9 protein-coding genes are annotated in these 13,245 nt (G+C 64.2%); all 9 read left to right on the top strand.

Annotation, left to right across the window (positions count from 1 at the left end; translation table 11 throughout):
* Positions 1-3: 3 nt before the first annotated feature.
* The 9 genes from AC10V3_RS40890 to AC10V3_RS40850 all read left to right on the top strand — a co-directional run bounded on the left by AC10V3_RS40890 (position 4) and on the right by AC10V3_RS40850 (position 13,198).
* Entirely contained in the window at positions 4-1,950 is a 1,947-nt protein-coding gene (locus AC10V3_RS40890; RefSeq protein WP_022539884.1) for a DUF1302 domain-containing protein, read from the top strand.
* On the top strand, positions 1,950-4,328 hold the full coding sequence (locus AC10V3_RS40885) for an efflux RND transporter permease subunit (RefSeq protein ID WP_022539885.1): 2,379 nt from the start codon (positions 1,950-1,952) through the stop codon (positions 4,326-4,328). The genes AC10V3_RS40890 and AC10V3_RS40885 overlap by 1 nt, the downstream gene beginning before the upstream one ends.
* A 24-nt stretch (positions 4,329-4,352) precedes the next feature.
* The gene (locus tag AC10V3_RS40880; protein WP_022539886.1) at positions 4,353-5,333 is read left to right on the top strand and encodes a WD40/YVTN/BNR-like repeat-containing protein; all 981 of its coding nucleotides are present in this window, start codon (positions 4,353-4,355) and stop codon (positions 5,331-5,333) included.
* A 92-nt stretch (positions 5,334-5,425) separates the two neighbouring features.
* Entirely contained in the window at positions 5,426-6,559 is a 1,134-nt protein-coding gene (locus AC10V3_RS40875; RefSeq protein WP_022539887.1) for a saccharopine dehydrogenase family protein, read from the top strand.
* A 129-nt stretch (positions 6,560-6,688) separates the two neighbouring features.
* On the top strand, positions 6,689-8,245 hold the full coding sequence (locus AC10V3_RS40870; protein ID WP_011614730.1) for an AMP-binding protein: 1,557 nt from the start codon (positions 6,689-6,691) through the stop codon (positions 8,243-8,245).
* Between the two features lie 23 nt (positions 8,246-8,268).
* Positions 8,269-9,510, top strand: a complete 1,242-nt coding sequence (locus AC10V3_RS40865; protein WP_022539888.1) for a thiolase family protein — start codon at positions 8,269-8,271, stop codon at positions 9,508-9,510.
* 11 nt (positions 9,511-9,521) lie between these two features.
* Positions 9,522-10,871, top strand: coding sequence for an NAD(P)/FAD-dependent oxidoreductase (locus AC10V3_RS40860; RefSeq protein ID WP_011614732.1), 1,350 nt, complete (start codon positions 9,522-9,524; stop codon positions 10,869-10,871).
* 181 nt (positions 10,872-11,052) lie between these two features.
* Positions 11,053-11,724 (top strand): TetR/AcrR family transcriptional regulator, encoded by a 672-nt coding sequence (locus AC10V3_RS40855; RefSeq protein WP_011614733.1) that lies wholly within the window; start codon positions 11,053-11,055, stop codon positions 11,722-11,724.
* 184 nt (positions 11,725-11,908) lie between these two features.
* Positions 11,909-13,198 carry an acyl-CoA dehydrogenase family protein gene (locus tag AC10V3_RS40850; protein ID WP_022539890.1) on the top strand — a complete coding sequence of 430 codons (1,290 nt, stop codon included), beginning with the start codon at positions 11,909-11,911 and terminating at the stop codon, positions 13,196-13,198.
* Positions 13,199-13,245 lie beyond the last annotated feature (47 nt).

Raw genomic sequence — 13,245 nt, 5'->3', positions numbered from 1 at the left:
GGCATGAAACTGCGTGATGTTGCAGCAGCGGCGGCGCAAGCCGCCGCGGGGATGCGGATGGAACGGAAGCTGGCCCGCTCGGTAATCGTAGGCCTGCTGGCGATGGCGGATGCCGGCTCGGCTTACGCTGCACAGTGGACGCTCGACAACGGCTGGGCGGTAGCCTTCGACTCGACGGTCTCGTTTGGTGCAGCGATGAGAACGTCGAAAACGAACTGCAGCTTTGTCGGCAACGACAACGGCGGCTGTGTCGGCGACGCGCCTACGCCGCTGCAGAAAAGCAACCCGTCTGTCTTCTCGTCGAACCTCGATACGCTGCGCCTGAACCAGGACGACGGCAACCTGAACTACAAGCGCTGGCAGCCGGTTTCGGCCAATGCGCAGTGGACCAGCGACCTCTATGTCAAGGGCACCAACGGGTGGAGCGGGCTGGTGCGCGGCGTCGTCAACTATGACTTTGCGACCGCCCACACCAGACGAACCGATCTCGACTCGGATGCGCGAAACTTCGCCACCAGCGACCCGCGTCTGCTCGACGCCTACATCACCAAGGAATTCGACGTCGGCGACCAGCAGGCCCGTGTCCGGGTCGGCAACCAGGTGCTGAACTGGGGTGAAAACCTCTACATCCCGGGCGGTATCAACGCGATCAACGCGATCTACCTGCCGTCCGCGCACCAGCCGGGAACGCCGCTTAAAAATCTGTTCATCCCCGCGCCCATGGTCTCTGCGAGCACTTCACTCGGCAAGGACCTCGGCCTGGAGGCCTTCTACCAGTGGAAGTGGAACAGCTTCAAGTTCGACGCGCCCGGGACCTTCTTTTCGACCAGCGACTTCCTCGGCAAGGGCGGACGGGGCTTCTATATCCCGACTTCAGCCGTCAATGGCGCGCTGGCTGCGTCGGGGCTGGCCCCGCTTCCCAACGGCACGATCGGCGACACGGGGACCCGGATCGTCGGCATCAATCCCGCGACCGGGATGCCCTACAACCGCCGCCTGAGCACCGGGGAGTTGGCGAACCCCAATACCAATCCGGTCGGGCCCCTGGTCGGAACCGGCACCTTCATCCCGCGCGGCCCGGACAACAATCCGAGCAACAACGGGCAAGGGGGGATGGCGCTGCGCTACAAGTTCCCCGACAGCGGCAACGAACTCGGCCTCTATTACTACCACTACAGCGAGAAGGTGCCGTTCGTGAGCTACCAGGTGGTCAACACGACGAGCAATCCGTTCGGCTGGCAGGCGTCCCTCGACTACGGCAAGAACCGCGACCTGTTCGGCCTCTCGTACAACTTCCAGGTTGGCGAATGGGCGATCGGCACCGAGTTGTCATACCGTCCGCGGGACAGCGTCGCCATCGATCCGACCACGGTCATCGATCCGGCCAACCCCTACTACTGCAACGCCCTGGCCGATTTTGCGGTCAAGCCGGTCGGAAGCAGTTGCCGCGGGGCGATCGACACGCAGCACTATCAGCTCCACCTGACCGGCATCCACATCATGTCGCCTTCGGGCTCGTTCGGCTGGTTGCTGCGCGCGTTGGGCGCGTCCGAAGGCACGATCACCGCGGAAGGTGCGCTGGCGTATTACCCGAAGCTCAGGCTCAACGCCGGGATTCCGTATGCGGTCACCGCCGACTACACGCTGCCCACCAAGTTGTCGGCGGGGATGGTGCTGGCAGCCTCGGTGACCTATCCCAACATCTTCGGCACGCGGGCGTCGCTGTCACCGGACATCGCCGTCATGCAAGGCATCGGAGGCTATTCGGCCACGGCGCTGCCCGGCTTCATCCGCGGCGCGGGCGCCGCGGTGATCGGCGCGACCCTCGACTTCAAGACGAAGCCGGAGACAAAGATGCGCCTCGACTACACGCACAACTGGGGCGGTAGCGGCAGCAACCTGCTGCGCGACCGCGATTTTGTCTCCCTCAGCATGACCACCTCCTTCTGATGCTTTCACGCCTGATAACCCGTCTGGAAGCGGCCCTGTTCGGGCACCGCCTTCCTTTCCTGCTCGCACTGGCAGGATTCACCGCCTTGATGGGCGTGCTCGGCGCGAAGCTGCACCTCGAAGCCGGCTTCGAGAAGCAGCTGCCGCAAGGCCACGAGTACATCAAGACCTTCGAGCAGTTCCGCGACAAGCTCTTCGGTGCCAACCGGCTGACCATTGCCGTGCATGCCCGCAAGGGCGATGTCTGGAATGCGGCGGCGCTTACGCAGGTCCTCAAGGTGACCGAGGCCGTCACCTATCTTCCGGGCGTAGATCGCACCAGCGTGACGTCGCTGTGGACACCGAATGTCTTCTTCACCGAGATCACCGAGGACGGCTTCCGGGCAGAGGCGGTGGCAGGCGGGGATATCGTGCCGGAAAAGCTCTCCGCCGATGTCATCGGCAAGATGCGTCAGCGCACCATGGCCGGCGGCCATGTCGGGACACTGGTCGCACGCGACCAGTCCAGCGCCCTGATCACCGCCGAACTGGCCGACGTCGATCCCCGCACGGGCAAGAAGCTCGACTATATCCAGTTCAACCGGCTGCTCGAGGAAAAGATCCGGCGCCCGTTCGAGAACGACCAGGTCGAGATTGAGATCATCGGCTTCGCCAAGCAGATCGGCGACATTGCCGACCGCGGAGCGGACGTGACGCGCTTCTTCGGCATCGCCTTCCTGCTCACCGGGCTGGCGGTCTACTGGTACTGCCGGTCGGTGCGCCTGACCCTGCTGCCGCTCGGCTGCTCGCTCGTGTCCCTGGTCTGGCAGTTCGGCACGCTGCACCTGCTGGGCTATGGGCTTGACCCGCTCGCCATCCTGGTGCCGTTCCTGGTGTTCGCGATCGGTGTCTCACACGGCATCCAGCAGATCAACTTTATCGTCCGCGAGGTCGCCCAGGGTACCGACTCCGCAATTGCCGCCCGGCGCAGCTTCACCGGCCTGCTGATTCCCGGATCGCTGGCGCTGATCACCGCGCTGGTGAGCTTCGTCACGCTTATTCTCATTCCGATCCCGATGATCCGAGAACTGGCGATCACCGCGGCCATCGGCGTGGGCTACAAGATCGTCACCAACCTGATGATGTTGCCGGTGGCGGCGTCGTACTTCCGGTTCACGCCTGAGTTCGCGAAACGGGCGCTGGCGCGGCGTGAGAGTCATAGCGGATGGCTGGGGGCGGTGGCCCGGATCGCCCAGCCGCGGAACGCACTGATCGTGACCGTCGCCGGCGCAGTGGTTTTTGGCCTTGCGTTCTGGCAGAGCCAGGACAGGCACGTGGGCAGTCTCCAGGCCGGGGCGCCGGAACTGCGCGCCGATTCCCGCTACAACCTGGACGTCGCCGCGATCGTCAGCCGCTTCGACGTCGGCCTGGACTGGCTCACCGTGGTGTTCGAGGCCACGCCCGATCGCCATGGCGAGGTTTGCTCCCGCGCCGACGAGTTCCTGTTCGTCGACGACTTCGCCTGGCGCATGGGCAGCGTACCCGGCGTGGTGTCCACCGATTCGCTGGCCGCCCAGCTCAAACTCTACAACGCCGGCATGAACGAAGGCAGTCCGAAGATGGCCACCGTGACGCGGGACCCCCGCGGGCTCGGCTCGCAGTTCCAGGGCGTGAACAACCGCATCGCCGGGCTTTCGTCGAGCGACTGCCGAGTACAAGGCATCAACCTTTATCTGCCCGATCACCGCGCCACGACGATCAAGACCGTGGTGGCGGCGGTCAAGCAGTTCCGCGAGTCCAACCGGCTTGATGGCGTCACGGTCAGGCTGGCAAGCGGCAATGCTGGCGTCCAGGCAGCCACGAATGAAGTGCTGGAGGCCAGCGAGCTGCCAATGATGCTGTACGTCTACGCCGCCATCCTCGTTCTGGTCTTCCTTGTGTATCGGGACTGGCGGGCGATGATTGCGTGCTGCCTGCCGCTGACCGTGGCCACGTGGATTGGCTACTGGTTCATGAAGGAGCTCGAGATCGGCCTGACCGTGGCGACGCTGCCGGTGATGGTGCTCGCGGTCGGCATCGGCGTGGACTACGCCTTCTACATCTACAACCGCCTGCAGGTACAACTGGCAAACGGGCTTGCGTTTACCGACGCGCTTGCGGTCGCGCTGAAGGAGACAGGGCTGGCGACCGTATTCACGGCCATTACGCTCTCGGTCGGTGTGGCGACCTGGATGTTCTCGAGCCTTAAATTCCAGGCCGACATGGGAGCTCTGCTGACCTTCATGTTCCTCGTCAACATGGTGATGGCCATCACCCTCCTGCCCGCGTTCGCGGCGGTGCTGGAGAAGTTCTTTCCCCGGCGCGGCCCAGTGCGCATGCCGGAAATCCTGAAGCACTGAGACGCAAGTAGGCGTCAATCTCCCATGAACCTGCACCGATTTTTACCTGTTGTCGCGATCGCCTTGGGCATGGTGTGCCCGTCGCGGGCGGTGGAGACCGCTGCCGCAGCCCCGTGGCCGACCCTGGAGCCGGCCCGGCAGGTGTCCAATGCGGTCGCCGCACCGCTGCTGGCGTCTGCGCGTGCCGGCAACCGCGTGGTCGCCGTCGGCGACCACGGCGTCATCCTCCTTTCTGATGACGGCATCAAGTTCCGGCAGGCAAGGATGGTGCCGGTCCGCTCGCTGCTGACTTCCGTTCAGTTCATCGATGCGCGGCGCGGCTATGCGGCGGGGCACGATGGCGTTGTGCTTGGCACACAGGATGGCGGCGAGACGTGGATGCTCTTGCGTGCCGAGCGGGGCGCAGAGCAGCCGATCCTTTCGCTCTACTTCGACAGTCCGGAGCATGGCATCGCCGTAGGGCTGTACGGCTGGGCTATCGAAACCCGCGATGCCGGCCGGACCTGGTCCGAGATCAAGGTGGAGGCGGGCGAAAACGCGGACCGTCACCTGCTGCACATGTTCGGATCCGGCCGCGGATCGCTCTTCATCGCTGGCGAAGGCGGCACCATCTTCCGCTCCGCCGACAGGGGCAAGTCGTGGCAGGCGTCGACCACTGGCGACAACGGCTCGCTGTGGTACGGGCGTTCACTTCCCGACGGCTCTCTTCTGGTCTGCGGCATGCGAGGACACCTGTACCGCAGCAGCGACGACGGTAAGACATGGCAGCGCATGGACTCGCATACCACCCAATCGCTGACCGGGATCGCGGAGCTTGCTGACGGCCGCATCGTCGTCGTCGGCATGGCCGGGACCGTACTCGACAGCAAGGACGGCGGCAAGACGTTCTCGGTTACGCAGCGCGCAGGGCAGGAGTCCCTGACTGCAGTGCTAGCGAACGGTTCGCGGCCGCTGCTGATGTCAATGGCGGGTCCGTTGCAGGACGACGGCCCGGACAGGCAATAGGCACCCAAAAATATTGTCCAGTCGTCCCTTCAGAGGGCGGCATTCCTTCCAACCCAATCACTTGTCAGACACAACTCTCAAGGAGACAAACCATGGCAAAGCACCCCGTCGTCGTCTATGGCGCAAGCGGCTACACCGGCATGTTGATCATGGACTGGCTGATCGACCAGGGCATCCCTTTTACGGCCGTGGCGCGCAACGCAGGCCGGGCGAAGGAAATGATGGCACAGCGTGTCGTGCGCCTGGAATCGGCAAACTATGAACTCATCGAGGCGGAACATGACGTCGATGCCCTGGTGAATGCATTCCGCGGCGCGAGGGTGGTATGCAACACCGTCGGGCCATTCTCCACGGTCGGGCTCGTTGGCGTCGAAGCGGCGCTCAAGGCGGGATGCCATTACCTCGACACCACGGGCGAGCAGCCGCACATCCGCCGGGCGCGCGATCAATTCGGCGACCTGTACCGGCAGGCCGGGCTGCTGCTGTCGCCGTCCAATGCCTACATGTACACGTTCGCCGAGATTGCCGCGGAGCTGGCGCTGGAGACACCCGGCGTCGATGCGCTGGAAACCGCGACGTTGGCGCGCGGCCCGCGTAGCGGCGGTGCCGGCGTGAGCGTGGGCTCGACCGCGACGATCTTTGAAGGCTATCGCCACGAGGCTTGCTACCTGTGGGAGAAGAAGCTGGTGCCATATGCGGCGGATGCGTCGTTCAACGTGGTCGATCCTGCCTTCATGCAACCGGTGTTCTGTCTGCCGTGGGGCGGTACGTCGCTGCCGGTCTACTTCGAACACGATCCGCGCGTACGCAGCTGCATCTCCAGTGTCGGTTTTTACGACAACAACGCGATGCAGACAGTGCATGCGCTGGGCAAGAAGTGGGAAGCAGAGTACAAGCACCTGCCCCGCGAGCAGCAGGACGCGGTGCTGAAGCAGATCGTTGATTCGACCACGCCGGCCATGCCGCCAAGGGAACGCACTACGCTGCAGCGCACCGTCGATTTCGCCATCGGCCGCGGCCAGGTCGCTTCGGTGCGGGCGACCGTGCATGGGACCACGCCATACATCGCCACCGGGGCTATCCAGACGGCAGGCGTCATCAAACTACTCGACGGCGACACCGCAAAGGTCGGCTTCGCATCCGGCTCGAAGGCCTTCGGGCACCGCTACCTGCTCGGCTTCCTCGAGCAGCGCGGGCTGGCTCGTGCGACGGTTTCGCATCTGTAATTGCCGTGCCGCCCCCGGCCTGCTCTTCAGGCCGGGGCGGGAAAAAATGCACCGGCCGCTTTGACCCGTACACGGACGGCTCGCACCGCAACCCGGCCGAACCGTCACAGATTCTGAGGACTACTTGAAATGGCAATCATTGATTATTTTGACCGCGGGTTGCGCATCAATCCCCGCGGCATTGCCTATATCCAGGGCGAGCGCAGCTACTCGTTCCGGGAGATTGGCGAGCTTTCCTGCCGCATCGCCAACGGGTTGCTGGCGGAAGGCTTCGGCAGGGAAACCAAGGGAGCGGTCTGGGCAGATAACGACGTGACTGCCTGGAGTTGTGCGCTGGGGCTATGGCGAGCGGGGATGGCGTACATCCCCGTCAACGGGCGCAACGCGCCGGAGGAGAACCAGTTCATTCTTGACGCATTCGACTGCGAAGTGCTGTTCTTCCAGGAAGCGTTCGCATCGGTAATCGAGACGCTGCGTCCCCGACTGCCGAAGGTCAGGCTCTGGGTGTGTATCGATGCCGCGCTACCGTGGGCGCCGTCGCTGTCTACGTGGAGCGAGGGCCAGGCCTCGAGCGCGCCGCTCATCGATTACGACATGGACGATGTCGTGACCCTTTCGGCAACGGGCGGGACGACCGGAGCACCCAAGGGCGTGATGAACGCGCACCGCGCTTACCAGGCCTACTTCGCGCAGTTCATGATGGCGTTCCCCTACCAGGGGGACGAACGCCCGGTGAATCTCGCCGCCGCGCCGATGACGCATACCGCCGGGATGCTGTCGCTGCCCTGCACTGCGCGCGGCGGTACGGTGGTCGTGCTGCCGAAGCCGGACCCGGCAGCGTTGATCGGTGCGATTGCGAAGCACCGGGTCACGGAGCTCTTCCTGCCGCCGACGGTGATCTACCGGCTGCTGGACATTCCCGGGATCGGGAAACAGGATTTCTCATCGCTCAAGTACTTCCTTTATGGTGCTGCGCCCATGTCGGTAGAGAAGCTCAAGCGCTCTATCGAGGTGTTTGGCCCGATCATGGCCGGCGGCTACGGTCAAACCGAGGCCCCGGCGTCGATCTCCTACCTGACGCCGGCCGAGCATTTTGTCGGCGGCGAACTGGCGTCCGACGAACGGCTATCCTCGGTCGGCCGTCCCAACCCGCTTATCCGTGTGGAGATCATGGGCGAGCATGGCGAGGTTCTGCCGCAAGGCGAGACCGGCGAGATCTGCGTGCGCGGCGACCTCGTCATGAAGGGCTACTACAAGGCGCCCGACAAGACTGCGGAGGCGATCGTCGACGGCTGGCTGCATACCGGCGACATCGGACACCTCGATGCGGAGGGCTACCTCCATATCACCGACCGCAAGAAGGACATGATCATCAGCGGCGGCTTCAACGTCTATCCGAGTGAAATCGAGCAGGTGATCTGGTCCCATCCGGCTGTGCAGGACTGCGCGGTGATCGGCGTGCCGGACGAGAAGTGGGGCGAGGCCGTGAAAGCCGTGGTGGAACTCAATGCGGGCTACGAGGTAAGCGCCGACGAGCTCGTTGCCCTTTGCAAGCAGAAGCTCGGCTCGGTCAAGGCGCCGAAGAGCGTGGAATTCGTCGCCGCACTGCCGCGAAGCCCGGTCGGGAAGGTGTTGAAGAAGGATCTGAGAGAACAGTACTGGCAAGGACAGCAACGCAAGATCTGAACGAGGCACCCAGGAAAGAAGACATGAGCAACATTTACATCGCCGGCATCGCAATGACCATCTTCGGCCGGCATTTCGACATGAGCATCGAGGGACTCGCCGGTGCCGCGCTACGCGGCGCCTTGCAGGACGCCGGCTGTAGTGCTGACGCCATCGGTGCGGCCTTCTACGCCGGCATCACCAATGGCCAGCTTCAGGGGCAGTTGTCGATCCCTGGCCAGGTCGTATTCAGCAAGATCGGTATCGAAGGCATTCCGGTGTTCAACGTCGAAAATGCCTGCGCGTCCGGCAGCACGGCGGTGCACCTTGCAGTACAGCACCTCAGGGCAGGCAGCTGCGACGTCGCGCTGGCACTTGGCGCGGAGAAGATGAACGTCGCTGACAAGTCGAGGTCGTTCGCCTTGTTCGACGCGGGATGGGACGTATCCCGCGTCGAGGAAAACTTCGCGACGCTGGCGAAGCTGGGGGAAGGCATCGAGCCGCCGCCGGGATCGGAATCCGACCGGCCCTATAGCCGCTTCATGAAGATCTATGCCGCCCTGTGCCGGTATCACATGAAGACCTACGGCACGACACAGCGCCAGATTGCGGCTATATCGGCGAAGAATCACGGGCATTCGGTGCACAACCCGCATTCGCAGTTCCGCCAGGCTTTTACGGTCGAAGAGGTGCTCGCCGCGCCGCCGATCACCTATCCCATCACGCTGCCGATGTGCGCGCCGGTCTCGGACGGTGCGGCGGCGGCAATCCTCTGCACGGAAGAGGGTCTGCGGCGCATCGGCGCCGATCGCAGCCGTTGCATCCGGATCGCGGCGAGCGTGATCCGCAGCTTTTCGCATCGGCGCATCGATGAGCCGGAGAAGAACATCGGCCGCCTCGCCGCGCTTCAGGCTTATGAGCAGGCCGGCCTGGGCCCGGAGGATATGGACGTGGCCGAGGTACACGATGCCTCGGCGATGGGCGAGATCATCCAGGCCGAAAACCTTGGGCTGGTGCCGCTGGGGGAGGGCGGGCCGGCTGCGGAGCGCGGGGAATTTACACTCGGCGGGCGCATTCCGATCAACACGTCTGGCGGCCTTGAATCCAAGGGCCATCCACTGGGTGCGACAGGTATCGGCCAGCTCTACGAACTGGTCACCCAACTGCGTGGAGAAGCGGGGGCGCGGCAGGTAGGCGGCGCGCGTCACGCGATTCAGGAGAACGGTGGCGGCTTGCAGGGCGTCGAAGAGGCTGCGCTTGCAATCCATATTTTGAGCAAGGAGTGAGGGAGGCAGATATGGACGGGTTCAACTGGCAAGGCGGACAGGCGTATCGGCCACTTGGAGGCTGGGTGGAGCGGCCAGATGACCTGCAGCCGCAACTCGACGGTGACGTCAGCGCGGATGTGGTCGTTGCCGGGGGCGGCTTTGCCGGACTGTCCACCGCGCTGGAGCTTGCCGCGCGCGGGGCAAAGGTGATCGTCCTCGAACGCGAGTTCGCCGGGTTCGGCGCGAGCGGGCGCAACGCGGGCTATCTTGCGGGTGGGCAGGGGTTGGAGTACGACCTGTTTCTCAAGCGCGTGGGACACCAGCAGGCCAGGGAAATCGTGCGCTTCTACGATGAAGGCGTCGACTACGTGGAGCGCAAGCTTGCAGAGTACGCGATCGACTGCGACTACAACGCCTCGGGCATCATCCGCGCGGGCGTCCATCCGTCCCAGGAAAGGAAGCTGCGCAAGAGCATGCGTACCGGCGTGCAACTTGGCTCTCCCGGGGAGTTTCTGGACTACGCCGCGATGCGGGCACGGGGCATCCCGCCGGCGTTCCTGTTCGGATGTCATGTCCCTCGTGGCGGTACGCTCGATCCCGGCAAGTATGTTCTGGGGCTGCGGCGCGCGGCGCTGCGCGCGGGCGTGAAGCTCTATGAGAACACGCCGGTGCTGTCCTGGGACGAAGGTCCCACCGTCCGGGTGCGGACCGCGAAGGGCAGCGCGAGCGCGCCGTTCCTGGTGCTTGCAACCAACGCCTATACGCCGCAACTTGGCTTGCTGCGGAACAAGGTAATGCCGCTGCGGGTGTCGGCAATCGAGACTGAGCCATTGTCCTCGGCGCAACTGGCGTCGCTTGGCTGGCCACGGCGCGAAGGCATCGTGACGTCGCACTGGACCATGGAAAGCCATCGGCTGACGGCGCGCAATACGCTTGTTCTGACGACGAAGCGGTTGCGCTACATCTATGGTGCGCAGACACCGAACGTGCCGGACGAAGCGTCCTACCGTGCCCTGGCCAGGGCGCTGCATGAGCGGTTTCCCATGCTGGGAGGGGTCGCCATCCGGTCATGCTGGAGCGGGTACATCAGCCTTGCCTACGATGCGCTGCCCGTGGTCGGCGCGGCGGGTGCTGACCGCAACATCCTTTATACCGCCGGGTGTTCCGGGCATGGCGTAGGTACCCAGTCGTTGATGGGACTGCTGCTGGCCGAACGGATACGTGGCGCGGAGCATCCGCTACTCTCGGCGTTGCACCACAGGACGCCGTCGACGCTGCCCGAACCGCTGCAATGGTGCGCCGTCAATTCCGCGCTGGGCGTGGCCAACATGATGGACGATCGGGTGAACCGCAAGGCACGCTACGCAGCGCGGTCGTAGGCCTCGCCGATCATTGCCGTCGCAATCAGGACAAAGGAGGTAAGCCCCCGCCGAAGCGACCCGGGCGCCACGCGCGTCGACGGGCGTCAGATATAATGATGCCCGCCCAGCCTACCGCTGGCGCGATTCCTTACAAAGGGCTGAAAAGCCCTGAATCAAGGCAGACAGGATGACAGTGCCCATGGAGCAGCGCACCCCCAGGAAGCGGCGTGCATCGAGCGCAGCCGCCACAGGAGCCGACCCCGACAGCTTGCGAGCCCAGGGCTTGCGCACGCGCAATGCCATCGTTCGCGTTGCCAGAAAGCTGTTGCTCGAGGGCGGCAGCCTGGAATTCTCGCTGCGTGCCGTCGCCCTCGGCGCCGGGATTAGCATCAGCAATCTCCAGTACTACTTTCCCACCCGGCAGGCCGTCCTGCGGGCGATCATGGCGCCGATCATCGACGCCTATCTCGAAGACCTGAAGCGCGCGCTGGACAGCCGCGTCACGCCGCGCGAGTCGCTCAACGCACTGCTGGATAAGGCGCTCAGCGACGCGAGGAATGTCAAGGACTCGGCGCTGTGGTGGCACTTCGTTTCGCTGGCATCGACCGATCCCGAGTGCGCGCGGATGTTTGAGGAGTGGTATGACACGCTGACGCGCGGCATTGCGGAACTGGTGCGGGCGATCAATCCGGAACTGAAAACGGCAGACAGCCTGCACGCTGCCTCGTTGCTGATTGCGCTGGCCGACGGACTGGCGCTGCAGGTCGGCGCGGGGCGTCGCAAGCGTGACTCGCGCGGGCTCGATGCGGCATACCGGACCGCTGTCGAGCAGATCATATTCAAGGAGCGGTCAACCGAAATGGCCGGCTAGCGGCGACAAAGCAACGCTACTGCGTGCCAACGCCAGGAGACAGGGAATACCCTGTCTTTTTTTTTGCTTGTATGTTTGTCAACATGACCTATGTTTGGTATCGTGTTCTAACACGATGAGCGATGGGCGTGCCGTATCTGCGGCAAGCCGCCACGCATGCTTCCATGACAGGAGGAGACTCAGAATGATTCGATTGCACAAGACCGCGGCGTTGCCGGTAGTTGGCCTGACCGGATTCGAGACGCCGCTGAGCGAAGAGGAAAACGCGATTCAGCAGACGGTTCATCGCTTTGCGCGCGATGTGCTGCGGCCGATCGGCAGGGAGCTTGACCGCATGGCGCCCGAGGACGTCATCGCTGCGGGTTCTCCGTACTGGACGGCGATGATGGAGAGCGCGAAGCTCGGGCTCGATCCGCAACTCATCGCGCAGTTCCCGCCGGAGGTCGCGGTGCGCATCGAGTCCCTGATCGGCGAAGAGCTGGGCTGGGGGGATTCGGGTCTGGCCGTTTCGCTCGGCGCTGCGACCATGCCGCTGACGATGGCGCAGTCGCTCGGCAATCAGGAACTGATCGAGATGTGCACTGGAAAGATCGGTTGCTGGATGAATACGCAGCCTGACCGTGGCTCCGATGCCGCGATCCTCTACCGCGAAGAGCTGAGCGCAGGCGGAAAGCAGCCGGTTGGCAACGTGACCGCCAGGGTCGGTGCCGACGAGATCGTCATCAACGGGCAGAGCTCGGCATGGGTGTCGAACGGGTCGGTGGCACAGGTGGCGCTCGCCTACATGGCGGCGGACTATGGCGACGGGTTCCACGGGACGGATGAGCACGGCGCGTTCACCAACGGCATCGGCCTGATCCTGCCGCTCGACCTGCCTGGCATTTCGCGCGGCAAACCGCTGGACAAGATCGGCCAGCGTGCGTTGCCCCAGGGCGAGATCTATTTTGATAACGTCAGGGTGCCCAGGCGCTTCGCCATCGCGCTGAAGGATGAGTACCTCGGAAACCTGGCTTCTACATGGTCGTTCGCAGGTACTCACATGTGCCAGGTCTTTGTCGGTGCGGCCCGCGCCGCGTTCGAACTTGCGCTTGCCTATTGCCATGAGCGCAAGCAGGGCGGGGCGCTGCTGCTGGAACACCAGATGACCCAGTTGCGCGTGGGCGAGATGCTGCGCCGGCTCGAGATGGCACGGGCCATCGCTCGGCGCAGCCTGGCGTTCGCGCGACTGTCTCCGCAGAGCCACCCGTATGCGACCGCGCAGGCCAAGGTCAGCGTAACCGAGGAGGCCATGAAGATCACGCACGAGGCATTTCAGCTCTTCGGCGGCAACGGCACGACGCGCGAGTTCCCGATCGAGAAGTTGTTCCGCGACGCGCGCTCGGCGCTGATCGAGGACGGCGAGAACTACGTGCTCACGTCGCGGTTGGGCGTGCTGGCCGGGCGCCTCTACCAGAATGGGTGGGCGCGGGAGTAGGCGCCTGGTCAAGCGCGGGATACCGGCCGTCGCTGCAGGCGGCTGGA

The organism is Cupriavidus sp. PB-02, assembly GCF_058252315.1.
This window is presented reverse-complemented; position numbering and strand designations above follow the sequence as displayed.

Coding starts and splice junctions, on each gene's coding strand:
- AC10V3_RS40850 (WP_022539890.1), top strand. CDS start 11,909: ATGATTCGATTGCACAAGACCGCGGCGTTGCCGGTAGTTGGCCTGACC.
- AC10V3_RS40870 (WP_011614730.1), top strand. CDS start 6,689: ATGGCAATCATTGATTATTTTGACCGCGGGTTGCGCATCAATCCCCGC.
- AC10V3_RS40855 (WP_011614733.1), top strand. CDS start 11,053: ATGGAGCAGCGCACCCCCAGGAAGCGGCGTGCATCGAGCGCAGCCGCC.
- AC10V3_RS40890 (WP_022539884.1), top strand. CDS start 4: ATGAAACTGCGTGATGTTGCAGCAGCGGCGGCGCAAGCCGCCGCGGGG.
- AC10V3_RS40875 (WP_022539887.1), top strand. CDS start 5,426: ATGGCAAAGCACCCCGTCGTCGTCTATGGCGCAAGCGGCTACACCGGC.
- AC10V3_RS40880 (WP_022539886.1), top strand. CDS start 4,353: ATGAACCTGCACCGATTTTTACCTGTTGTCGCGATCGCCTTGGGCATG.
- AC10V3_RS40885 (WP_022539885.1), top strand. CDS start 1,950: ATGCTTTCACGCCTGATAACCCGTCTGGAAGCGGCCCTGTTCGGGCAC.
- AC10V3_RS40865 (WP_022539888.1), top strand. CDS start 8,269: ATGAGCAACATTTACATCGCCGGCATCGCAATGACCATCTTCGGCCGG.
- AC10V3_RS40860 (WP_011614732.1), top strand. CDS start 9,522: ATGGACGGGTTCAACTGGCAAGGCGGACAGGCGTATCGGCCACTTGGA.